The sequence below is a fragment of the Mesorhizobium sp. CNPSo 4688 genome, assembly GCF_057784295.1.
Window position 1 is genome coordinate 162192 of sequence record NZ_JBWLUY010000011.1, and the last position, 23474, is coordinate 185665.

22 protein-coding genes and 1 tRNA gene are annotated in these 23474 nt (G+C 63.6%); 14 read left to right on the forward strand and 9 right to left on the reverse strand.

Annotation, left to right across the window (positions count from 1 at the left end; genetic code table 11):
* The first annotated feature begins 65 nt into the window (after nt 1–65).
* The 5 genes from AC04SH_RS22290 to AC04SH_RS22310 all read left to right on the forward strand — a co-directional run bounded on the left by AC04SH_RS22290 (nt 66) and on the right by AC04SH_RS22310 (nt 4092).
* A tRNA-Arg gene (locus AC04SH_RS22290) sits at nt 66–142 on the forward strand.
* A 367-nt stretch (nt 143–509) separates the two neighbouring features.
* On the forward strand, nt 510–869 hold the full coding sequence (locus tag AC04SH_RS22295) for an ArsR/SmtB family transcription factor (protein WP_203278147.1): 360 nt from the start codon (nt 510–512) through the stop codon (nt 867–869).
* A gap of 280 nt (nt 870–1149) precedes the next feature.
* The gene (locus AC04SH_RS22300) at nt 1150–2589 is read left to right on the forward strand and encodes an FAD-binding oxidoreductase (protein WP_488576654.1); all 1440 of its coding nucleotides are present in this window, start codon (nt 1150–1152) and stop codon (nt 2587–2589) included.
* A 277-nt stretch (nt 2590–2866) separates the two neighbouring features.
* Nucleotides 2867–3202, forward strand: a complete 336-nt coding sequence (locus AC04SH_RS22305) for an antibiotic biosynthesis monooxygenase family protein (protein WP_488576655.1) — start codon at nt 2867–2869, stop codon at nt 3200–3202.
* Complete coding sequence (locus AC04SH_RS22310) at nt 3202–4092, forward strand: alpha/beta fold hydrolase (protein ID WP_488576656.1); 891 nt, start codon at nt 3202–3204, stop codon at nt 4090–4092. The genes AC04SH_RS22305 and AC04SH_RS22310 overlap by 1 nt, the downstream gene beginning before the upstream one ends.
* Before the next feature lie 34 nt (nt 4093–4126).
* On the opposite strand, the gene AC04SH_RS22315 is transcribed toward AC04SH_RS22310, so the two are convergent.
* The 5 genes from AC04SH_RS22315 to AC04SH_RS22335 all read right to left on the reverse strand — a co-directional run bounded on the left by AC04SH_RS22315 (nt 4127) and on the right by AC04SH_RS22335 (nt 9250).
* Nucleotides 4127–4930: an ABC transporter permease gene (locus AC04SH_RS22315; protein WP_488576657.1), complete on the reverse strand. Its 804-nt coding sequence runs from the start codon at nt 4928–4930 to the stop codon at nt 4127–4129.
* On the reverse strand, nt 4930–5763 hold the full coding sequence (locus tag AC04SH_RS22320) for an ABC transporter permease (protein WP_488576658.1): 834 nt from the start codon (nt 5761–5763) through the stop codon (nt 4930–4932). The genes AC04SH_RS22315 and AC04SH_RS22320 overlap by 1 nt, the downstream gene beginning before the upstream one ends.
* A 24-nt stretch (nt 5764–5787) precedes the next feature.
* Nucleotides 5788–6903, reverse strand: a complete 1116-nt coding sequence (locus tag AC04SH_RS22325) for an ABC transporter substrate-binding protein (RefSeq protein WP_488576659.1) — start codon at nt 6901–6903, stop codon at nt 5788–5790.
* Nucleotides 6904–6986: 83 nt separating this feature from the next.
* Nucleotides 6987–8078 carry an ABC transporter ATP-binding protein gene (locus tag AC04SH_RS22330; protein WP_488576660.1) on the reverse strand — a complete coding sequence of 364 codons (1092 nt, stop codon included), beginning with the start codon at nt 8076–8078 and terminating at the stop codon, nt 6987–6989.
* 284 nt (nt 8079–8362) lie between these two features.
* On the reverse strand, nt 8363–9250 hold the full coding sequence (locus AC04SH_RS22335) for a LysR substrate-binding domain-containing protein (RefSeq protein ID WP_488576661.1): 888 nt from the start codon (nt 9248–9250) through the stop codon (nt 8363–8365).
* Nucleotides 9251–9333: 83 nt separating this feature from the next.
* Between AC04SH_RS22335 and AC04SH_RS22340 the strand changes: the two genes are divergently transcribed.
* Nucleotides 9334–10926 (forward strand): zinc-binding metallopeptidase family protein, encoded by a 1593-nt coding sequence (locus tag AC04SH_RS22340; protein WP_488576662.1) that lies wholly within the window; start codon nt 9334–9336, stop codon nt 10924–10926.
* 31 nt (nt 10927–10957) lie between these two features.
* Nucleotides 10958–11890: a dimethylarginine dimethylaminohydrolase family protein gene (locus AC04SH_RS22345; RefSeq protein WP_488576663.1), complete on the forward strand. Its 933-nt coding sequence runs from the start codon at nt 10958–10960 to the stop codon at nt 11888–11890.
* A gap of 338 nt (nt 11891–12228) precedes the next feature.
* Here AC04SH_RS22345 and nanR read toward each other — a convergent pair whose 3' ends face one another.
* From nanR to AC04SH_RS22360, 3 genes are all read right to left on the reverse strand, one after another.
* Complete coding sequence (gene nanR / locus AC04SH_RS22350) at nt 12229–12912, reverse strand: transcriptional regulator NanR (protein WP_488576664.1); 684 nt, start codon at nt 12910–12912, stop codon at nt 12229–12231.
* A gap of 203 nt (nt 12913–13115) precedes the next feature.
* Nucleotides 13116–13538, reverse strand: a complete 423-nt coding sequence (locus tag AC04SH_RS22355; RefSeq protein WP_488576665.1) for a hypothetical protein — start codon at nt 13536–13538, stop codon at nt 13116–13118.
* Between the two features lie 135 nt (nt 13539–13673).
* Nucleotides 13674–14225 (reverse strand): cytochrome c, encoded by a 552-nt coding sequence (locus tag AC04SH_RS22360; RefSeq protein ID WP_488576666.1) that lies wholly within the window; start codon nt 14223–14225, stop codon nt 13674–13676.
* A gap of 526 nt (nt 14226–14751) precedes the next feature.
* Here AC04SH_RS22360 and AC04SH_RS22365 point away from each other — a divergent pair.
* The 7 genes from AC04SH_RS22365 (at nt 14752) to AC04SH_RS22395 (ending at nt 22597) form a co-directional block, all read left to right on the forward strand.
* The gene (locus AC04SH_RS22365) at nt 14752–16266 is read left to right on the forward strand and encodes a DUF2778 domain-containing protein (protein ID WP_488576667.1); all 1515 of its coding nucleotides are present in this window, start codon (nt 14752–14754) and stop codon (nt 16264–16266) included.
* Nucleotides 16267–16439: 173 nt separating this feature from the next.
* Nucleotides 16440–17225, forward strand: coding sequence for a ThuA domain-containing protein (locus AC04SH_RS22370; protein WP_488576668.1), 786 nt, complete (start codon nt 16440–16442; stop codon nt 17223–17225).
* A gap of 101 nt (nt 17226–17326) precedes the next feature.
* A complete protein-coding gene (locus tag AC04SH_RS22375; RefSeq protein ID WP_488576669.1) occupies nt 17327–18385 on the forward strand; it encodes a Gfo/Idh/MocA family protein in 1059 nt (352 codons plus the stop codon).
* Nucleotides 18386–18408: 23 nt separating this feature from the next.
* On the forward strand, nt 18409–18810 hold the full coding sequence (locus tag AC04SH_RS22380) for a GFA family protein (RefSeq protein ID WP_488576670.1): 402 nt from the start codon (nt 18409–18411) through the stop codon (nt 18808–18810).
* Nucleotides 18811–18864: 54 nt separating this feature from the next.
* Entirely contained in the window at nt 18865–19680 is an 816-nt protein-coding gene (locus AC04SH_RS22385; RefSeq protein ID WP_488576671.1) for an N-formylglutamate amidohydrolase, read from the forward strand.
* On the forward strand, nt 19677–21539 hold the full coding sequence (locus tag AC04SH_RS22390; RefSeq protein WP_488576672.1) for a flavohemoglobin expression-modulating QEGLA motif protein: 1863 nt from the start codon (nt 19677–19679) through the stop codon (nt 21537–21539). The genes AC04SH_RS22385 and AC04SH_RS22390 overlap by 4 nt, the downstream gene beginning before the upstream one ends.
* A gap of 11 nt (nt 21540–21550) precedes the next feature.
* Nucleotides 21551–22597, forward strand: coding sequence for a glutathione synthetase (locus AC04SH_RS22395; protein ID WP_488576673.1), 1047 nt, complete (start codon nt 21551–21553; stop codon nt 22595–22597).
* A gap of 45 nt (nt 22598–22642) precedes the next feature.
* On the opposite strand, the gene AC04SH_RS22400 is transcribed toward AC04SH_RS22395, so the two are convergent.
* Complete coding sequence (locus AC04SH_RS22400; protein WP_488576674.1) at nt 22643–23185, reverse strand: class I SAM-dependent methyltransferase; 543 nt, start codon at nt 23183–23185, stop codon at nt 22643–22645.
* Nucleotides 23186–23474 lie beyond the last annotated feature (289 nt).

The following is a 23474-nucleotide window of genomic DNA, read 5'->3' on the forward strand; positions in this document are numbered from 1 at the left end:
CGCCGGGCAGCGTCCGGCACATAGACATCAGCCGGCCAGGATATCAAATGGCTTGTCCGGCCAGCGGTCCCGTAGCTCAGCTGGATAGAGCACCGGCCTTCTAAGCCGATGGTCACAGGTTCGAATCCTGTCGGGATCGCCAACAAATCAACGGTTTAGCTCAGGCGCCGCTCCAAAGTTCCAACATCTCACCCTGTTTCCGCGGGGCGAGAAGTGGGCGTCAGCGCCATCCCTGCGTGCTGCCTGAAAGCAGGCCGCCGGCAGATATCGTTATGGTCTTGTAGAAAGAGCGCAGCGCTGATAGTCTTTGGTCTGACATTGGCTAGGACTTTGGTCTGATGATTCTGACTGGAGTCTCGGCTTATGCCAGCTGGAACTTGGCGCTGGTTTTCGCCGCATAGGTCGCCTCGGTTGAGTGGGCGAGATGCGACGAAATCATCGCAACGGTTTATCCAAAGGTCGCGTTTGGCACGGCGCCGGATGAGCGCGAAAGTAAAGATCTGGAATCGATGATTTCGAGAACACTTGCCGCCAATGCAGAAACTGTCGCCGCCTTTCTCAATTTGATGGGAAATGAGAAGCGGCTTTTGATCATGAACCACCTGGCCGGCGGCGAGCTTTCGGTCGGTGTTCTTGCCGAGAAAGTTCTGCTCAGCCAGTCGGCCCTGTCGCAGCATCTTGCCAAGCTCCGCGCCTTCGGCCTTGTCGACACCCGTCGCGACGGCCAGATGGTCTACTATTTCTGCTCGTCCGGCGCGGCGCGCGAACTGCTTTCCATGCTGGATGGCTTCCTGGCGACCGAAAGACCGCTCACGGGGCCGGGGCCGCATTACGTCGCCGAAAGGCTGCGCCGGGCGCGAGCAGCCTGAGGGCAGGCATCGGCCTGGGTTGGTTGAACCCTTAGGCCTGGCTTCATTGTCGCTAACGCGCGAAGTCGATGTCGGCGCCATCCCGGCGTTAATCGCCAGTATTTTCGAAGATATTGCGTCCCCCAGCGTTGGGTCGTCCATGCCGGCCAGACCGCACGTCGTTGGGCGCCAACATGGGCGCAACGCCGGCCAGCGTCGAACTTGCGCGATATCTAATATAAGAGCACAGTTCAAAAGCGGGCGGAGGGAGAACGGCTCATAAGCAAATCGGGAGGAAACCATGAACAGCATGAGCCTCACCACGCTTGAACGCGGCAAGACGACCGTCGACGCTGCTGTCCTTGAAGCGCTTTCGGCACAATTGCGCGGCACACTGCTTCAGGCGGGCGACGCCGCCTACGACGAAGCGCGCACAGTCTGGAATGCCACGGTCGACCGGCGCCCCGGTCTCATTGTGTGTTGCGTCGGCGCGTCCGACGTCATCAGTGCCGTGAATTTCGCCCGGGAAAACAGGCTTCTCGTCTCCGTGCGCGGCGGCGGCCACAACATTGCTGGCAGTGCCGTCTGCGATGGCGGCCTGATGATCGATCTATCGGCGATGAAGTCGGTGCGGGTCGATGTCGTGGCGCGGCGGGCATGGGTCGGGCCCGGCGCCACGCTCGTCGATGTCGACCGGGAAACACAGGCTTTTGGCCTGGTGGTGCCGACGGGTATCAACTCGACCACCGGCATATCAGGCTTGACGCTGGGTGGCGGCTTCGGCTGGATCACCCGCAAATTCGGCCTGACCATCGACAATCTTGTTTCAGCCGACGTGGTCACCGCCGATGGCAAGTTGCTGCGCGTCAGCCAGAAGGACAATCCGGACCTGTTCTGGGCGCTGCGTGGCGGCGGCGGCAATTTCGGTGTCGTCACGGCGTTCGAGTTCCAACTCCACCAGATGGGTCCGCAGGTTCTGTCGGGGCTCGTCGTCCATCCCTTCGCCGATGCCGAAAAGGTGCTGCGGGACTATCGCAAGGCGCTCGAAACCGCGCCCGACGAACTGACCTGCTGGGTGGTCATGCGGCAGGCACCGCCGCTACCGTTCCTGCCGAACGAATGGCATGGCAAGGAGGTGCTGGTTTTGGCCATGTGCTATTGCGGCGACATCCAGGCGGGCGAAAAGGCGACGCAGAAGCTTCGCGCCATCGGCACGCCGATTGCCGATGTCGTCGGCCCCAACCCGTTCACCGGCTGGCAGCAGGCCTTCGACCCGCTGCTGGCGCCCGGCGCCCGCAACTATTGGAAGAGCCATGACCTGACCGGGCTTTCGGACGGCGCGATTGGTGCCACCACTGCGGCGATTGCCAGGCTTCCAGGCCCGGAATGTGAAATTTTCTTCGGTCATGTCGGTGGCGTGGCGGGCCGTGTGGCGGCAGATGCAACGGCGTTTCCGCAGCGCAACTCGCATTTCGTCATGAATGTTCACGCCCGCTGGCGCGAACCGGCAATGGACAAGGCCTGCATCGATTGGGCTCGTGGTATCTACGAGGCGACCACGCCCTATGCCGCCGGCACGGCTTACGTGAACTTCATGCCGGAGGACGAGGTCGACCGGGTCGAAGCGGCCTATGGCGGCAACTATCGCCGGCTTCTGGAAATCAAGCAGCGCTACGACCCGGTGAACCTGTTCCGCATGAACCAGAATCTGCGGCCGAAAGAAAGCCAGCGCGCCGCTTGAGGTGGCAGCGCGTGATCCCGAACCGGAGATCCGTGCGTGCGAATATTGGAATCGATTTTGCTGCATTGACCTTCGGTTCGGAGTGGGTTGAGGCCTGGTTGTCGCCTATGGCGCCGGCCTGGCCGTCCGGCCTCAAGGCCCGGGTCTCAGTACCCCTGAAGCAAGCTGATTGTCACAAGTTCGAATCCTGTCGGGATCGCCTTTTTTCCTGCCGCCCTTTTGTCAGGAGCTTCAGCTGACTGCTGGAACGCGGCTCGCGCCCAGCTGTTTATGGGAGATGACACCGAAAACTCCGACCATCGCCCGCATCTGGCGCGGCAGGACCTTGCCCGACAAGGCCGACGCTTATGAGCGTTACAACTACGAGGCCGGCATCAAGCCGCTGATGGAGAAAGCGCTCGGCGTGCAGACCTTTCGCGAGGACACGCCGACGCATTCGGAATTCGTCACGATCTCCTATTGGAAGAGCGTCGAGGCGATGGCGGCCTTCACCGGCGGCGATCCGAGGGATATCCACCATCTCGACCGCGACAAGGAGTTCCTGATCGAATTGCCGAAGGGTGTCCAGGTTGTTCGCATCCGCTCCAGTCACGGTATGGTCGGCGGCGACTGATGTTTTCGAGCTTTGGCGCCAGAACCGTTCAAGTGGAGGAGACATCGATCTTCGTCAGGGTCGGTGGCTCAGGGCCGCCTTTGCTGCTTCTGCATGGCTTTCCCGAAACGCACGCAATGTGGCGCGACATCGCCGTGGCTTTGGCGCAGCACTTCAGCGTGGTCGTCGCCGATCTCAGGGGGTACGGCCAAAGCGGTTGTCCGGGTTCCGATGCTGATCACACTGCCTACTCCAAGCGCGCGATGGCGCACGACATGGTGCAGGTCATGAACGCGCTAGGCTTCGACCGCTTCATGCTTGCCGGCCATGATCGTGGCGGCCGCGTCGCCTATCGGCTGGCGCTCGACCATCCCGAAATCGTGTCGAAACTCGCCGTCCTCGACGTCATCCCCACTGCCGCCGCCTGGGATCGCGCCGATGCCAGGCTGGCGCTTGCCTTCTGGCCATGGAGCCTGCTTGCCCAGCCCGAGCCGCTGCCGGAGCGCCTGCTGGCTGCCGCACCCGATGCCGTCGTCGACAATGCGATCGCCGGCTGGGGCTCGGCTCCCGATGCTTTCCCCGCCGAAGTGAGAGAGGCTTACATCGAGGCGTTGCGCGATCCCGCCCATGTGCATGCCATTTGCGAGGAATACCGCGCTGCCGCCGGCATAGACCGCGGGCACGACGCGCGGGATCAGGCTGACGGCCGTCGTATCAAATGCCCGCTGCTTGCGCTGTGGAGCGGCGAGGGCGGCTTGGAAAACTGGTATGCGGACGAGGGCGGCCCGCTGGCGATCTGGCGGCAATGGGCCGACAGCGTCGAGGGCGGCCCGGTCAAGGGTGGCCATTTCTTTCCGGAGGAGCATCCTGGCGAGACGGCGGCCGCGCTCTCGAAATTCTTTGCGGCGTGAACTCTGGCTGACAATCAGGCGCCGGGTTGAACCGTCAGTTCCCGCGCGCCTTCACCACCACGGTCCGCACCGCCAGCACCAGCACGGTGATGATGATCAGGATCACCGAAAGGGCTGCGATCGCCGGGTCGATGTTATCGCGCAAGCCCATCCACATCAGCCTGGGCAGCGTGATGGCGTTGACCGAGGTGATGAACAAAGTGACGCCGATTTCTTCCCAGGACAGGACGAAGGAGAGCAGGGCGGCGGTGACGATGCCGAACTTGATGTTGGGCATGATGATGCGCGTCGCGCGCTCCCACACGCTGGCGCCGAGGCCGCGCGCGGCCAGATCGATGCGGCGGTCGAGCTGGCTGAGCGAGACCAGAATCAGCACCGTGGCGAAGGGCACCGTCATCACCGAATGTGCCATGGCGACGCCCAGCCAGGTGTCGTAGCCGAAGAACGAATTCATGCCGGAGATCGAGGTCAGCAGGAAGTAGAGGGTGATCGCCGACACCACCGGCGGCACCACCATCGGCAACAGGACAAAGCCAACGAGCGCTGCGGTAAAGCGCGGCTGGAACATCCAGACGCCAAGGCTGAAGCAGAGCGCCAGCACGGTGGAGATGACGCTGCTGACGATGCCGATGCGGATCGAAAGCAGGATGGCGTCGAGCCAGCGCGGATCCTCGATCAGCGAGCGATAGTGGCGCAGCGACAGTTCGCCCGTCGGCATTGCCAGCATGCGGCTCGGCGTCAGCGACACAGGGATGACCGCCAGCAGCGGCAGCAGCAGGAACAGCGCCACCAGCACGGCGAGGATCAGCGAGACGGGGCCGGTGCGATAGGTCGGCATCAGATCAGCTGCTTCGGTCTGACATAGCGGAACAAAAGCGCCATCAGCGCGCCGACGAACAACACCAGCACGACACTGATTGCCGCGCCGAGTCCCCAGTCGGGGCTCTGGAAGATCCTGAGATAGATCAGCTCGGCGATCATGACGCTGCGGCCGCCGCCGAGGATCGCCGGCGTCACGAAGAAGCCGAGCGAGAAGACGAACACGATCATCGCCGAGCCGATGATGCCGGAGCGCGTCATCGGCACGAACACGGTCCAGAAGGTGCGCATGCGGCGGGAGCCCAGCCCGCGCGCCGCAAGCAGCACGCGCTCGTCGAGGCTACGCATGGCGGAAGCCAGCGGAAACACCGCGAAGGGAATGAGGAAATGCGTCATGCCGACGATGACGCCGAACTCGTTGCGTACCAGCGTCAGCGGCTCGGAGATGAAGCCGATCGATTGCAGCCAGGTGTTGATCAGGCCGCGGTTGGAGAGCAGCGCCACCCAGCCGAAGGCGCGCGTCAGCACCGAGATCCAGAAGGGGACGAGAATGCAGAATTCAGCGACTATGCGCTGCGCCGGGCTGCCGCGAACCCACACCATGGTGATGGCATAGGCCGCCGCCACCGAAACCACGGTGACGATCAGCGCAATGCGCAGCGTGCGGATGAACACCGACTGCACCAGCGCATCGGTGGCGAGCGCACCATACTGGCCGAGCCCCGGCGTCGGCAGGGTGACGCTCCATTTGACGACGCCGAGGAACGGCCAGGCATAGGCCAGCACAAGGAACAGGAGCAGCGGCGCCATCAACAGCGCCGCGCCCATCCTGTCGGAGAGGGTGCCTCTCATGTCGGTCCGATGATCCCGGCCTGATCAGGCCGAGATGATCTTGGTGTATTCGTCGAGCGCCGGGCCGTAGTTCTTGGCGTACCAGTCCATGTCGAGCGCGATCTGCTTCTTCATGTTCTCGGGGTCGACCGGATTGATGCGCTTCTTGTCGGCCGGGATCAGCGCGTCGGCGGCCGGATTGGCCGGACCCTGTCCAAGCTTGTCGAACATCACCAGCTGCTTTTGCGGGTCCTGGGCGCTGGCGATGAACTTCATCGCCGCGTCCTTGCCACCGGGGTTGCCCTTGAGCACGGCCAGCGCGCCGGGCGAGATCAGGCCCTGGTCCCAGATGAACTTGATCTTGCCGCCCGAGTCCTGCTCGATCAGCGAGGCGCGCGTCGACCAGACGATCGCCATCGAGGCTTCGCCATTGAGCAGCACGCTCTGGCTCTCGGCGCCGCCGCCCCAATAGGCCACGACATTTTCCTTGAAGGCGGCGATCTTGTCATGCGCGCGCTTCAAATCGAGCGGGTAGAGCGAGGCCGGCGCGATGCCGTCGGCGAGCAGTGCTGCTTCCCAGCTCGAAACGCCCCATTTGTAGAGCGAGCGCTTGCCCGGGAACTTCTTCACGTCGAAGAAATCGGCCATGCCGGTCGGCGCGTCCTTGCCGTATTTCTCGGAGTCATAGGCGATGACATAGGAGAAGAAATAGGTCGATGCCGCGTATTCCCAGCCGAAGCCCTCACGCATCTTCTTCTTGTCGACGATGGTGTAGTCGATCGGCTCGAGTGCGCCCTGGGCGCCGAGCGTGATGGCCGAGAACGGGTCGACGTCGACCAGGTCCCAGGTCGGCGCGCCGCTCTTGAACTGTGCGGCAATCGCGCCTTCGGTCGGACCCGAGCCGTCCATCTTGACGGTGATGCCGGTGTCCTTGGTGAAGGCCTGGCCATAGGCGGCATCATAAGCCGTGATGGCGTCGCCGCCCCAATTGACCAGCACAAGTTCCTTGGCCTGCGCAAAGGCGCCGGTCGAGCGCAACAGCATCGGCGTGCCGGCCAGCACGAGGGCTGCAAGCTGCGTGAATTGCCGGCGCGAAATCTCGCCGCGCGCTGCCCTGGCGGACAGGCCGTCGATCGCTTGTTTTTTGGTTTCATTTGTCATGTCAGTTCCCCTTTTTCGTTGATAGTTCCGGTGGTTGTGGCGCGCTCCAGATTCTTTGCTGGAAGACTTCGCCGGTGTGGTCGTCATCCTCCGTCCGGAAGGAGGAAACCCTTTTCCGCCGGCCAGGTCAGCCAGACGGAATTGCCTTTGCTGAGCGCCGCTGCCGCGACCTCGTTCGGCACCGACACCGTCACCTTGGCGCCCTGACGCGTTGTCAGGTCGAGCTTGGTCGCCGCACCGAGATAGGTCGAGCCGACGGCGGTGGCGGCAATGCCGTTCTCGCCGGTGGCTGCCTCGCGCGCGATCGACATATGCTCGGGGCGGATTGCCAGAATGGCGTTGCCGTTGACCGCCTCGGCATTGCCGCGCAGCGTGATCGCGCGGTCCTCGCAGAGTGCGGTGGCGCCATCATCGGCGCGCTTCACGCCCTTCAGCGGCAGCATGTTGATCTCGCCCAAAAACTCGGCGACGAAGCGGTTGGCGGGCCGGTCATAGACCTCGTCCGGCGCGCCGACCTGAAGCAGTTTGCCATGGTTGAAGATGGCGACGCGCGACGACAGCGCCAGCGCCTCGCTCTGGTCGTGGGTGACGAAAACGAAGGTGGTGCCGGTCTCCTGGTGCAGCCGCTTCATCTCGGCCTGCATCTGGCCGCGCAGGCTCTTGTCCAGCGCCGAGAACGGTTCGTCGAGGAGCAGCACGCCGGGTTCGAACACCAAAGCGCGCGCCAGCGCCACGCGCTGCTGCTGGCCGCCGGAAAGCTGCGCCGGCAGCTTGGTCTCGTGGCCCTTGAGGCCCACGCGCTCGATCATCTCGGCGACGCGGCGCTTGATCTCGGAGGCAGATTTCTTGCGCACCTTGAGCGGGAAGGCGATGTTGGCCTCGACCGACATATGCGGAAACAGCGCATAGCCCTGGAACACCATGCCGGCGGCGCGCTGCTCGGCCGGCCGCTCGGTGATGTCGACGCCGTCGCTGAAAAGTTTGCCCTCGGTCGGCTGCACGAAGCCGGCCAGGATCATCAGAAAGGTGGTCTTGCCCGAGCCGGAGGGACCGAGCAGCGTCAAAAACTCGCCGCGGCCGATGTTGAGCGACAGATCGTCCAGTGCACGGAACGAGCCGAAGCTCTTGCCGATCCCGATTGCCTTGATCTCTGCGGCCCGGCCGGGTTGCTGCATCCTGCCTCTTCCTTGGTCGTGGCTTGAGCGTAGGGCAGGGCGCTGGCTCACCGCAACCGAATAGTTTTCGCGTGATCGGCAAATTTGATTCACGGATGGGGGGCGTTTGAGAGGAGGCGGGGCGCCGAAGCTGCTGATCTCCCTCCTTGAGGGGGAGATGGCCGGCAGGCCAGAGGGGGTCGCCGCGCGTAGAGCGCTAACCTCCTTCTGCAGTAACAGGCCGAGCCCAGTCGGACCGACCCCCTCTGTCGCCTTTGGCGACATCTCCCCCTCGAGGGGGGAGATTAGCGCTGATCCTCCGACAGCTTCGCTCTTAACCACCCGCCGAACGCGTCCAGCACCGGGTGGCTCGCCTTGGCATGTTCCGAAACCAAAAAGTAAGAGCGCGGCGAGGGGATCGCGATGTCGAACGGCTTCACCAGCCGGCCTTCGCTGAGCGCCCGGCGGCTGGTCAGTTCGTCGCCCATGGCGATGCCCTGGCCGGCGATCGCCGCCGAGAAGACGAGATTCATGTCCGAGAAGAAAATGCCACCTTCAGTGTCGGGGTTTTCCACCTTGGACAGCGCCAGCCAGCGCGCCCAGTCCTCGGTGTCGCCGAGATGCAGGAGATTGGCACGCAGCACGTCGGCCGGTTTGGAGAAGCCGCCGACCTTGTTGAGCAAGGTCGGGCTGCAGAGCGGCGTGAACGAAATTTCGCACAACAATTCGACCGCCCGGTTCGGCCAGTTGCCGACGCCGAAGGCGATGAAGGCGTCGGCGTCCGGATTGCTGACGTCGTCCAGCCGCCTTGGCGTCAGGATCGACAGCGCCACATCCGGATACATCTGCCGGAACTCGCCGATATGGGTGCATAAAAACAGCGAGGCGAAGCCCGGCGTGCAGGAGACGGCGAACGAGCCGCCGAGGCCGGTGCCGGCCTGGCGTGTCACCGCGTCGCCAAGCACGGTCAGCGCCTTGCGAACATCGGCGGCATAGCGCTGGCCGCGCGGTGTCAGTGCCACGCCCTTGCCGATGCGCTCAAGCAGGTCGAAGCCGAGATCGCGTTCGAGCAGCCGCAACTGATGGCTGACGGCGCTGCGGGTGAGGTGCAGTTCGTCGGCGGCGCGCCAGACGCTGCCGTGACGGGCAAAGCTATCAAGGGCGCGCAGCGCCTGTGTGGAGGGTATTCGCAAGAGGCCTCAGGTGAACCGAATTTGCACGAACCGGGAAAACATATCACTTTTTGGAAAGCCGCTTCACTGCTTTCTTGGACCGCATGGAGAAACCGGTGACGACCTCGGCGCAAGCCACCGCGCTTGCCTGTCTCGATGGCATCCAGCCGTCGCTGTCGGCGTGGACGCGCACCATTTTCGATTTCGGCGAGACCGCCTGGCGCGAATACCAGTCTGCCGCCTGGTATGTTGCGCGTCTGAGGCATGAGGGCTTTTCGGTCGAGGAAGGGTCGGCCGGCATGCCGACCGCCTTTTGCGCCCACTGGACGAACGGCCCCGGTCCGACCATCGGCATGTACGCCGAATACGACGCCGTGCCTGGCAACTGCCAGGATGCTTCGACGGTGAAGCGGCCACGCCCGGGTCTCGGCAGCGAGGCCGGCGGCCACACCGATCCGCATTCCGGGCTTGGCGTTGCCGGCCTCGGCGGGCTTCTGGCGACCAGGGCGGCAATGCAGCGCCACGGCATCGAGGGCACGCTGCGCTTCACCGGCGAGCCGGCGGAGAAGGTGAGGGGCTCGAAACCGATTCATGCGGCAAAAGGCTATTATGATGGCCTTGCCGGGATGATCTCTTTCCACCCCTTCTACATGCTGCCGCTCTGCAACACGGCGCGCTGGGACACGCATTGCGGTGCCGCTTATGCGATGATCTACCGTTTCGTTTGCGACGAACCCGAAAACTGGGTGCGCGCGGGTGATGGCGCGCCGATCCCGCAGGCGCATTCGGCCGTGCGGGCGCCAGGCGCCAACGATGCGCTGATGACGATGTACATGGCCTCCAAGGCGCAGCGTGATTCCATGCTGCCGCACCAAGGCGGCTGGTCAATCAGCGAGGCGATTCTCACCGCAGGACAAGCGACGGCCGACAATCTGCCGGCGGGGCTCTCCGAGATCCAGTACATGATCCGCGTGCCGACCATTGCCATGGCCGAGCAGGTCACCGCGGTGCTCGACCGCAATGCGCAAGCCGCCGCTACGATCAGCGGCTGCCGCTATGAGCGCCATTGGGTGTCGAAGTCGCGGCCGGGGCTCGCCAATCACGCAATGGCTGAGATCGCCTATGAAGCGCTGTCCACGGTCGGCCCGCCACACTGGGATGAGGCGGCCAAAGCGATCGCCCGCGAGGTGCAGGTCAATGCCGGCGGCACCGCGACCGAAAACCCGTTCATCGACGAGATGGAACGGCTGATCACGCCGCAAGACGCCGAGGCCATCCTGCGCCGCGATTTGCCGCCCTCGCAGATCAACTCCACCTCCGACGATTACACCGACATGTCGTGGCACGCGCCGACGGCACGCTTCTATGTCGCCCGGCCAGCGTTGCGCTCGGCGAATGGCCATGCCTATCCGTCCTGGGCGATGAATGCGCTGGGCGGCATTGGCGCCACCATCGATCCGATGGTCATTTGCGCGGCGAAGACTGTTGCGCTTGCAGCCCTCCGCTTGCTTGAAGACAAGACCGCGCGCGATGCGGCGATGGATGAGTTTACCACCCGCACCGGCGGCGGCATCGGCGGCTCGAACTGGATCGCGCCGCTTTGCGACTATGACCCGCCGATCAATTTCCGTTGGCCGGAATATGTCACCACCGCTCGCGGGCGCGACTGGTGGATTCCGTCCGCCGGCACCGCATGATCGACCACCGATATCACCAAGAGAGAACCCCATGACCGTCCATGACCGCATCGTCGCCGAACCGTTCTCGCTGCAGCGCCGCAACCCCGCCGGCGGCACCAAGCCGCTGACATCATGGGGTTTTGCCAACGAGACCGATGTCTTGACCGACGTGCTGCTCGGCTCGCCAAACTTCCTGCGGCACCTCTCGACCAGTTCGCTGTCGCGCAAACATCTGCGCGAGGCGCCCTGCAACGTCCAGATCGCGCAGGCGCAGCATAAGGACCTCGTCGCCGCCTATGAGCATTTCGGCGTCAACATCCACTGGCACGAGCCGACGCCGGAACTGCCGATGCAGGTCTATTCCCGCGATTCCAGCGTCATGACACCTTATGGCGCCTTCATCACCGCCATGGCCAATTGGTGGCGGCGCGGCGAGAACTATGCCGCCATCCGCACCTATGAAAAGCTCGGCATCCCGATCTACGACATGGTCACCGCCGGGACCTTCGAGGGCGGCGACTTCAACGTCATCGAGGAGGGCGTGGTGCTGATCGGCTGCGGCGGCGCCCGCACGCAGGAAGAGGGCGCGCGCCAGGTGCAGGCCTGGTTCGACAAGGAGGGTTGGGAAACACGGCTAGCCTTCATCGACGAGTACTATGTCCATATCGACCTGATGGTGGTGCCGATCGCCGAAAAGCTCACCGCCGTCTGCCTCGCCTGCACCGAGCCGGGCATCGTCGACTGGCTGAAGGGCAAGGGCCACGAGATCATCGACGTGCCGTTCCAAGACACGATGGCGCTCGGCTGCAACTTCATGTCGCTCGGCAAGGACAGGGTGATCGCCCCGACGTCGAGCCAGTCGCTGATCGGCCAGCTCAAGGCGCGAGGCTTCGAGGTCGCGGCCGTCGACATGAGCGAGATCTCCAAGACCGGCGGCGGCATCCACTGCATGGCGCAGGCGCTGAAGCGCGAGCCGGCATAAGGAGAACGACCCGGGTCGGTTTGGGACTCGTCCCCGGGCGCATTTGACAAGACGAACCCGACAGCGGAAACATGTGCCTTCATTGCGAGGAGAGAATCTGTGAAGAGAACCTACGAAAAGCCGAGTCTGGCCAAAGCAGGCAAACTCGGATCACTGGTCGCCTCAAACCCGTCGAAGCCCGCCCCCTGAGCGCAGCCAGCTGTTGCAGGCCGCAATTCGGTTGTCCTGACCAGCGACAACCGATCGAATTGTATGATTTCATGCCAGCCCGCCGGCTTTGAACGGCGGGCTTTTGGCTTTGCGCCGTGGCGCAAAGCCACGCGCCGCGTATCAGCCGGCTAGTCCGGTCTGTCCGAACCTGAATTGAATTTGCGCCTGGCGTTTTCCAGATGCGCGCGCATCGCTTGCCCGGCGGCTTCCGGGTCATGGCGCTCGATCGCCTCGAACACTGCCTGGTGGCCGGCGAAACTCCTGCGGTTTTCGATCTCCGTATTGGCCACGTGGATGCGCTGATTGATCAGCCATTCGACCAGCGCCTCATGCGCGGCGAGGAAGATCGGATTGCCGGGGATGACGGTCAAGGCGCGGTGAAATGCGACGTCGGTGACGGCGAAGGCTCGCGCCCTTGGAATGGCGCGCTCGTTCTCGGCAAGGGCGGCGGCCAGCGCGTCGATCTGTTCGCGCGTCGCCACCTCGGCGGCATGGCGCGCGATCGAGACTTCGAGAAACAGCCGCAATTGCTCGAAATGGCCGATGCCATCGGGCTGGTCCATCAAAAGATGCGCCGTGCCGGTCAGTTGCTCCAGCATGTTTTTCGGCGTCGGCCGCGTCACCTTCGGCCGCTCGCCGCTGTTGATCTTCACCAGCCCCATCTTTTCCAATGCAAACAGCGCCTCGCGCACCGAGGGGCGGCCGACGTCGAACATCGACATCAGGTCTCGCTCGGACGGCAGCGAGGCGCCGACCGGATAGACCTCGTCGCGGATCATCGCCTCCAGGCGAAGGCGAACTTCATCCGGCAACTTTTTTTCGAACCGGCATATTGTGCCGATGGCGCCTGCTGTCACCGATGCCGAGGATCGGATGCGCGCCGTTCTCGCCCGCCCGGCGATCAGAGAGTGGCTGGCGTGAGATGGCCGCGCTGACGACGGAACGCGATCGCCTCGTCTGGCCCGGCCGGACTCGCGACGGCGTGCAACCGCCCGTTCGGCCGGAGTCCCATCTGCTACGCAGGTATCAATACGGCGATGCGATGCACGCCGACCTCCTTGCTTGTATTCGTTGCCTCGTCGGTCTTGCCCTTGGAGCAGGTATACATGTCACCCGTCTTGAGCTTGAATTCCTTGTCTACCTTCTTGATGGTGAATGCACCGGAAGTAATCGTGCAGACCATGTCGTTGTCCATCACAGTTTGAGGCGCGTGTGCACCGGGTTGGAAGACCACGTCGACGATCGCGATGCTCTTGTAGGCGGGAATGTCGGCATTGCCGGTGCCGACCTCAACCATCCTGACACCGGGCGCAATCTCCTTGCCCTCTTTCGGGCCGTATTTCTTGATTTTTGCGGATGCCGCCAGGGTGAACAAAGGCGTTACTGCGGCGGTCGTCAGACCGAGGGCAATTGCAGACCTGCGATTCATGGTTTTCATCGCATCCTCCCGATGCTCGTCGTGCATGGATATGCACGACCGGGAATATATTAGCACAAACGAATTTACTTGTATGCAAAGCGGCTGTGGCGCGGATCCGCAAAGGGGGGGGTCGCTCCGTCGGGTAAGGTTGTCTCACTGCACCTTTTGCCGGAACTTCGAATGACAGTTCGAGCAATCCTGCAGGATGAGGTGCAGGATATGTTCCGCCGGCAGTTTGGCCGGGTCGGCTTCCGCCGGGATCGCGCGCTTGCCGAGCAGGCTGCCGCCGCCCATTGCCAGACCGGTGCCCATGCGCATGTCGTCGGTGATGCTTTCAGGCGCGTGCTCGGCCTTGGCGGCGAGAGCGTCGGCCAGCGTCCCGATGTGATTTGCCAGCGCCTCGAATTCCGCACGCCCCGGATCGATCTCCAGCCTGGCCTGCGAAGGCGGCCCCAACGAGGCGCTCGGAAACTCGGCAATCAGGGCAGGGCCGGTGCGCGCGCGAAGGGATTGCGCCGCTGCCTTGAACGTCGCGGCGTCATAGGCTTGTCTGCCGTCGAACATGCCGGCGATGGTTTTCGCGGCCACCGCCATCTCCTTCATCGACCCCTGCCGCGCTTTCACGATCGGCCCGCCGCCGGCGGAGGCGGCCATCGTGAAGGCACAGACTAGCAACAGCAGCGCCGCTCGCGCCGTCCATCTCATGGCGCCACGTCCATGCCGGCCAATCTGTCGATGGCCGGGCAGCGGGACTTCGCCGGCAGGTCGAATTCTTCGGTCGCGATGCCGCTGCTCATGGGCCGATGTCCATCATGGAGGGTGCTTATTTGGCGACTCATAGACCTTCCAGCCACTGGAAGGTCAACGGCATAAAGCAGCCGATTAACGGGTAATCGGCTTGGACTTGCAGCAAGCTGACGCTGCGTTTCCTTGACTTGGCAGCCAAAAACGGGCAGCAAAGGCGGGTGAGGGAGAGCATTTCTACCGTGGCGCAGACCATGGAGGGCTCTTTTTTCGTATCGACCGCCGCACAATGTGCGACCGGTGGAGGGATTGGTTAACCAACTTTGTCCATCTTTTGATTCAATCGGCAACAGACGCGAAAGGTGCAGGGGGCACCAGCGAACTGTGGATGTCACGGATGCGAGGGTCGCAAGCCTGCATGCCGATTGAGAGTGGTTGTATGGCGTTTTTGCGTTTGAAAGACCGGGGCGACAATCCTGAACGGGGTTTGACTTCGAAGAGATCCGGCCAGCGCTGGGTGGTTGTGCCGGTTATCGGCGCGGCCCTTGCGCTGTGGTCGGTGGCGACCATGGCCGGCCTCTATTCGCTGGGAACCTCGCTCACCGCCGCTTCCAACACCTTGCCGCAAAGCCTGCTTCTGCCAAACGCCGCGCTGGCCGATTCGCGTCGCAGCCTCGCTAATTCGTGGGCGCCGCGGCTTTCGGCACAAAAATTACAGGCATCGCTGCTCAGCCAATGCGACGTCGGCTGCAGGCGCACCGCCGCGAGCTTTGCGCATGACGGCAAGACGGCGCGGCTGAAGCCTGCCGCGCATGCCATCGCGCCGAACGCGGTCGTCGCAAGCACCAACGCCCAGCCCAACACCAGTATCGCACTTGTCACCCCGCGCGATGCGCGCTTCGACGGCGTGATGGCCAAGGCAAAGCTGTCGCCGCAAAAGCTGGCTGCCGCCTTCGCCAAGGCCTCGAATGCGCCCTTCATGCTTGCCAGCCTTCCGGCCGCTGCCCGTTTCGCCGAAGTCCGCATGCCTGACCAGCATGGCCCGGCCTCGGAGCGCTTTGGGCCGGAAGTGGCCGAGATCGAACGCTCGTCGCGCCTGGCGTTGGCCCTGGCCAACACCTTGCCGGATCAGGGCGCCGACATGCTGGCGCCGCCGCCGGCCGTCGCGGCAATCGTCGGAGCGCAAAATAGTGAGCAAGCCGAGGTTCAGGTCGCCTCGCTGCCGCCGCAGGATGATCTGCCCGACAACATTGCGCTGCCGGGTCGGCGTCCGCGCGCCGAAACCGCTCAGCCTGCCGAGGCGCCCAGCAAGCCCAAGGCGCAAGCGGCCAAGCCTCAGGCGGACAGGGCGGCCGAGACCGCGGCACCCCAGTCGCCGGGCATTGTGTCGCCGCGCTCGCCGCGCAATTCCCAGGACGTCGCCGCACTGCCGGGCGTGCCAGGCAGCGAGACCATCCGCACCAAGCCGGGCAAGCGGGTGAAGGCGCAAGCCGGCGAGATGCTGGCCTATGCCAAGCCCGACCTCCCCGCTGGGGGTGTCGGCCGGGCCTTCAAGGATCTGTTCGCCACGCCCGGAATGGGCGGCGGCGTCGCCGTCTACGACATCTCGGCCAAGACCGTCTATATGCCCGATGGCTCGCGGCTCGAGGCGCATTCGGGAATTGGCTCGATGGCCGACCAGCCGCGCTACGCCAACCGCAAGAATGTCGGCCCGACACCGCCCGGCACCTATGACTTGAAGCTGCGCGAATCGCGCTTCTACGGTGTCGAGGCGATACGTCTCACCCCAACCAGCGGCAGCAACCAATATGGCCGCGACGGCCTGCTCGCCCACTCCTACCTGCTGCGCGGCGGCCGTGCGGAATCCCATGGCTGCGTGGCCTTCAGGGACTATGCGCGCTTCCTAGCCGCCTACAAGAAGGGCAAGATCAAGCGCCTCGTCGTGGTGCCGCGCATGTCGAAAGCGCTGAAGCAGGTCGCCCAGGATGGGCGGGGAGCGTAGGGCAGTAGGGCAGTAGGGCAGTAGGGCAGTAGGGCAGTAGGGCCTCAGGCTCTCGCTGCCCTTTCCATTTTCTTCCCCTATTCCCCTACTGTCTTACTCCCCAAAATCGTTTCCATTCCGCTCCGGGCAGACTATGACTGACCGCGGCGGGTCGGCTTCACCACGAGGACATCATGACAATACGCGCTGTCGTTTGGGGCGAGAACATCCATGAGCGGACCAATGAGGTGGTCGCCGCCCTCTATCCCGAGGGCATGCACACGACCATCGCCAAGGCGCTGAACACCGACAAGGCGATCTCCGCCTCGACCGCCACGCTCGAACAGCCCGAGCATGGCCTGCCGGCCGATCGTCTGGCCGAGACCGACGTGCTGGTCTGGTGGGGTCACAAGGACCATGGCGCCGTTGCCGACGACGTGGTCGAACGCGTCGCTCGCCGCGTCTTCGAAGGCATGGGGCTGATCGTTCTGCATTCCGGCCATTTCTCGAAAATCTTCAAGCGGCTGATGGGCACGCCCTGCACGCTGAAATGGCGCGAGGCCGGCGAGCGCGAGCGGCTCTGGGTGACCAGCCCCAGCCATCCGATCGCCGAAGGCGTCGGCGAATATTTCGAGCTCGAGAACGAAGAAATGTACGGCGAGCAGTTCGCCGTGCCGGAGCCGCTGGAGACTGTCTTCATCTCCTGGTTCCAGGGCGGCGAGGTGTTCCGTTCCGGGCTGACCTACCGGCGCGGCGCCGGCAATGTCTTCTACTTCCGCCCCGGACACGAGACCTATCCGACCTATCACGACGCCACTGTGCACAAGGTGCTGCGCAACGCGGTGAAGTGGGCGCACAACCCGCAAGGCACCAAGTCGGCGATTCTCGATGCGCCGAATGTGCCGGTCGGCAAGGCGCTGGAGCCGATCGTCGAGCGCGGCGGCAAGCTGCATGCCTCGGGCGAGGCGGGTTTCCGCTAAAACAAAATCCAAGAAAAAGGCGTAGCGGCTTCCCTACAGAGTCGCCTGGACCGAATTCGTCCCCTATGATTGAATCGAACCAATTTCGCTCGGAGTGCAAAATGCGGCTTTTGATATTGGGTACCGGCTGGATGGCGCAGGAGCATGCCCGCCGCTTTGGCGCCATCGACGGCGTCGAGATCGTCGGCGCTGTCGATGTCGACGAAAAACGCGTCGGCGAATTCGCCGACGGCTTCAAGATCCCGAAGCGCTTTACCTCACTGGAGGCCGCGCTCGATTGGGGCGGCTTCGATGCGGTGGCCAACGTCACGCCGGACCGTATCCACCATCCGACGACCATGGCCCTGATCGCTGCCGGCAAGCCGGTGCTGTGCGAAAAGCCGCTCGCCGAAACCTTCGCTAAGGCGAGCGAGATGGCAGACGCGGCGCAAGCCGCCGGCATCGTCAACATGGTCAACCTCACCTATCGCAATGTCGCTCCGTTGCAGAAGGCGCGGCAGATGGTGCTGGCCGGCGCGATCGGCACCGTCCGCCACGTCGAGGCCTCCTATCTGCAGAGCTGGCTGGTGTCGAAATTCTGGGGCGACTGGCGCACCGATCCGAAATGGCTGTGGCGGCTGTCGCGCAGCCATGGTTCCAATGGCGTGCTCGGCGATGTCGGCATCCACATCCTCGATTTCGCCAGCTATGGCGCGGCCCTCGACATCGACCGCGTGTTCTGCCGGCTGCGCGCCTTCGACAAGGCGCCGGGCAACCGCATCGGCGAATACGACCTCGACGCCAATGACAGTTTCGCCATGACGCTGGATTTTTCCAACGGCGCCTTCGGCGTCGTGCATGCCAGCCGCTGGGCGACCGGCCATATGAACGAATTGCGCCTGCGCATCTATGGCGACAAGGGCGGCATCGAGGTCGTGCACAATCTCGAGGGCTCGGAGCTGAAGGCGTGCATCGGCGAGGATATCGAGACCGCCAAATGGCAGGTGATCGACGCCGGCACGGTGCCGACGAACTACCAGCGCTTCGTCGATGCGGTCGCAAGCGGCGTGCAGACCGAACCGTCATTCCATCATGCCGCCGAACTGCAGAAGGTGCTGGATCTGGCTGTCGTGTCGGACGAGAAGCGTACGGAATTGAGGGCCAGCGCCGACACGCAGTAACGTCTTTCGAGGGAGGAGCAGCCATGATCACGCGCCGCGCGCAATGTCTCTGCGGCCAACTGTCAGCCGTCTGTACGGGCGAGCCGGTGCGTATCTCGGTCTGCCATTGCCTGGACTGCAAGCGCCGCACCGGCAGCGCCTTCAGCTACAACGTCCGGTTTGCGGAAGGCGACGTGTCGATCGCTGGACGGGCGAAGCAGTTCACCCGCATCGGTGACGAGGGCGGCCGCGTCATTTATAACTTCTGCCCAGAATGCGGCACCAGCGTCCACTATCGCATAGACACGCAGCCCGGTGTCATCGCCATTCCCGTCGGAGCCTTCGCCGACCCGTCGTTCCCGCCGCCCTTCCAGTCCTTCTACCACAACAGCCGGCGCTGCGACTGGGTCGAGATCAAAGCTGAGCCGCTGGCGACGTTCGACTGAAGGCCGCTTTCGACATGAAGCGGAACCGTCCGCACGCTCCGCGCATTTCGGAGCATGGACAAGACGAGTTCCAACACCGATCAGGGCGGGTCAGGCTGGACGATCAAGCGCGGAGACGGTCCTGTCATCGGTACAGCCATCCACAGCGGCACCGACGTTAGCAGCGCTTCTCGAGCGCTCATGTGTCTCTCCGATCCAGACCGGCTTCGAGAAGAGGATCCGTTCACCGAGCGCTTCATCGCGGATTTTCCCACCCGGATCATCGTTCATAGGTCGCGCTTCCAGGTCGATCTGAACCGCGCGCGCGACGCTGCCGTCTACCTATCCTCGGACCAGTCCTGGGGCCTGAAAGTCTGGCGAGAGCAGCCGGGCGAGGCCATCGTGGAGGAGTCTCTATCCTTTCATGACGCCTTCTACAGTGAGCTGAAGCGCGTCCTTGCCGATATAGAGAAGCGCTATGGCCGGTTCGTGCTCATCGACGTCCACAGTTACAATCACCGGCGCGATGGACCGCAGGCTCAGCCGACGTCTCGCGACCTCGCGCCCGACATCAACATCGGGACGTCTTCCATGGACCGCGAGCGCTGGGTGCCTATCGTCGACGCGTTCATCGAGGCGCTTCGCGGTCACCATCTCAACGGCGAACAGATCGATGTGCGCGAAAACGTATCCTTCCAGGGTAAGGGCGAACAGACCCGCTTCGTCCACACCAATTTCCGAGAGACCGGCTGTGCCATCGCGGTGGAGTTCAAGAAGATTTTTATGGACGAATGGAGCGGCGAACCCGACTGGGCAGCAATCGATCAGCTGCGCGCCATACTGGCGTCGACTGTGCCCGTCCTGGCTGAGGCGCTGCGGGCCATGCGATGAAGCCCAAGCTTGTCGAGCCCACCTCTCCACTGGCGCAAATCGATGCGGATCTGGACGCGCTTTTCCGCGACGGCAAGCCGATCCGCCGCGAGTTCGGTAACGGCAATCGATTGCACATGGATCGGCCGCTGCCCTTTCTGTGTGTCCGTGTCGGGTCGCATCAGGATGCCGCATTCCATGCCGTCTCCGCCAACGCCTCCTATCTGATCGCCGCCGACATCGAGCTCGCCGGCGAGGTCGCGCGGCTGGTGGCGGGCCGGCTACACGATCACTGCGGCGCATTCCTCTTGCTGGACATCGGCGAATTGGCCGAGGACCGGTTCCTGACCGAGGATGTTCCGTTTCTGCCGCCTTTCGAGATTGCGCTGGCTAGCGGCAATTCAGCGGCGGAGAAGGCGGCACGCAAGCGCTTCGCTGATGCTGCATCCGCGCGCGAAGCCAAATACCGCACGCCCCGCGTCGACGAGCTCAGTCCCACCACACGTGCCGAAGCACGGCTCTGGGACGATCCCGGTGATGTGGCGTGGCTGACGGTGCGCTTCGCACCAATCTACAGGGTGCCGGGCACCAAGCGCGTCTACCCCGAACTCCACGATCTCGTCGTCGCCAACATGGTCGATTCCGCGCTTCAGGCCGTCAGCACCTTCCTCAAGGCATCGAGCCTGGAACAACCGGCGACCCATCGTTCCCTCGGCCGCCGCGCCTATATCGATGCCGTCGCGCGCGCTGACCGTGCGATCGACAATGTCGCTTCGACCTTCGATTTTCTGCTGGCCGTCACGCCGATCAATGCTGAACCCGCTTGGCGGGAATTCCAGGCAGGCGATTTCGAGCGTGTGCCCGCACTGCTTTACCGGCCGCTCGAGCTCGAGGTCGCCGACCAGAAGCGGAAGCTCTATTCGATCTCGCTCGATCATCTGGAAGATACGCTCCTGACCAGGCTGCTCTCCGAAAAGCAGCAGGAGCTCGATCTACAGCTGTCGATGCTCGCGGCACGCGAAACGCCCCGCTTCGTCGAACTCGGACGAGCCCTCTATGGCAGCGTCGAGCCGAGCCTGGCGGCGAGGGCACGCTCCATTCTCGAAAGGCTCCCGCGCGTTGCCTCGGTCGCCCGGCAGAAGGGCCTCGATGCCGACGCCGTCGCTGCCGCCGCGCGCGACATGATCGCTGGGTACCGCGCCGCCTATCCCGATTTCGACGCTTCCGTGGAGATCCGCGGCGACCTGCCGGCCGGCCTGCTGGTGTCGCGAAACCGATTGCTGGTGTCGCGCGATACCAACCTTCCGCCGGAACGTCTGACGGCGCTGCTCAGCCACGAGATCGGTGTTCATCTGCTGACCTATTTCAACGGTGCCGCGCAGGGGCTCGCCATCTTCTGCAGCGGCCTCGCCGGCTATGAAGGCATGCAGGAGGGACTGGCCGTGCTGGCGGAGTATCTGGTCGGCGGCATGACTGCGGCGCGTCTGCGGCTGATCGCGGCGAGAGTGATCGCCTGTCAGGCGATGCTCGAGGGGGCAACATTCGAGGAAGCCTTCCGCAGTCTGCGCAGGGATCTCGACGATCGCGAGGCCTTCAACGTCGTTCTGCGCGTCTACAGAGGCGGCGGTCTTGCAAAGGACGCCATCTATCTGCGCGGCCTGTTGCAGATCCTCGATCACTTGAGGAATGGCGGCAGCCTGACGCCGTTCTGGATCGGCAAGATCGCCGCCGCGCATTTCGGCGCGATCCAGGAACTTAACGCGCGCGGTCTGCTACGAGCGCCGCGCCTCGAACCTGCGTTTCTCTCTTCCGAAGCGGCGCGGCCGCGCCTCAGGAAAGCGATGGTGGGAATCGATCCGATCGATATGGTTGAAAGCTGAGGGGCTCCACAATGCGTATTGCGTTCTTCGTCAATTCCATTGAAACCGAGACGCCGGGATACACGACGACGGCGTTGGCGCTGGCGGCCGTCCAGCGCGGTCATTCCGTCGTCTATGTCGAGCCGGGCGATTTCATACTGCGCCCGGATGATGATCTGGCCGTCAGCGTGACGGCTCTGCCCGATGCTGCCTACAAGACATCAGGCAAGCTTCATGCTGCCCTGCAGGATGCCGCGAAGCAGAAGAAGACCGTCGCCATGGGCGACATCGACATATTGCTTCTGCGTAACGACCCGTCGCTGGATGGCACCGGTCGGCCATGGGCGGCCAATGCCGGCATCATGTTCGGTCGGCTCGCAGCCGAACGCGGCACCATCGTCGTCAACGATCCGGGCGGTCTGGCGCAGGCACAGAGCAAGCTCTATTTGCAGTCTTTCCCCGAAGCGGTCAGGCCGGCGAGCCTGATATCGCGCAGCATTGCCGAGATCCGCACCTTCATCGACAAACAGCCGAAGGGCTGTATCGTCAAACCGCTGCAAGGGTCGGGCGGCAAGAACGTCTTCCATATTGCCAAGCCCACCGATTCCAACCTCAACCAGATTTTCGAGGCGGCCAGCGGTGACGGCTATCTCATCGCGCAGGTCTATCTTCCGGAAGCCAAGGCCGGCGATGTGCGTCTGTTCCTGATGAACGGCCTGCCGCTCGTGCGCGACGGCAAATACGCAGCCTTCCGCCGCGTTCCGGCCAAGGGCGACGTCCGCTCCAACATCCATGCCGCCGGAACGGCTCGCAAGGTCAAGGTAACCGCCACCATGCTGGGCATTGCCGAAATGGTGCGTCCCAAATTGATCGGCGACGGCATGTTCCTGGTCGGGCTCGACATCGTCGGCGACAAACTTCTGGAGATCAACGTCTTCACGCCAGGCGGGCTGACCCGGCTGGCCGACATGTACGCGACGGATTTTGCCGCAAGCGTCATCGCTGCGCTGGAGGAGAAGCAAACGCTGCGGCAAGCCTATGGAAAGGCCATGACCAATTCGCGGCTGGCGACGCTGTGAGGAATGCGAGGCAGGACGCGAACTGATCTTCTGCGCGAAAGTCCGTCAACTTGGTGGTGGGACCGCGACCCCGGCGTGGTGACTTCCCAGATGCCAGAGGGACAGCGGAAATAGTCCGCGCTCATCATGGACGAGCCGAAAGCCCGCCCCGCTGATCAGGCGCAATGGATTGCGATTGAGCTGGCAGCCGCCGGCGATTCCTCCCCACGTCCGGTTCAGGCGCTCCTGCCACCTGCGGCAACGCGGCCCCTCTGCTTGGCCGTGCTCGATGAAGATCAGTCGGCCCGTGGACTTCAAGATACGCCGGATTTCACTTAGCGCCGCCTCAGGGTCCGGAATGGTGCAGAAAGCGTAGGTGACGACGACGGTGTCGGCAAAGTCATCGGCCAACGGCAGGGTTTCGCCTCTGGCGCGGAGGCATTCGACATCAAAAGGCATGGAACGGCTCTTCGGTCCGGCCAACCCGAGCATCGTGCCGTCGGGATCGACGCCCACCAGCCGCTGCACCCTGGCCGGGTCGTAGTAGGGAAGGTTCAGGCCGGACCCGAAGCCGACCTCCACAACAATGCCCTCTGCCTGCGGGATCATTCGCTTTCGCATGTGCGCGAATGCGTTGGCCGAACAGCCCGCGTGGACGAAGTAGGGAGCAATGCAGCGTGCGTACCAGGAGAGGCAGGATTGGCACATGTCTCAGCCTCCCTGCTCGGTGTTCGAGGCGCCGATGGGGCCGCCAGCCTCGGGCATGCGCTGAAAGGTGAGAGTATTGACCAGTGACATTTATCGCTCCAAGGGTGTCTTCAGACGGGCCAAATGGCCCAACGTCGTGGGGATAGGTAGAAGGCCTGCGTCCCCTCAACGTCCCCGCTCGGCGCATACG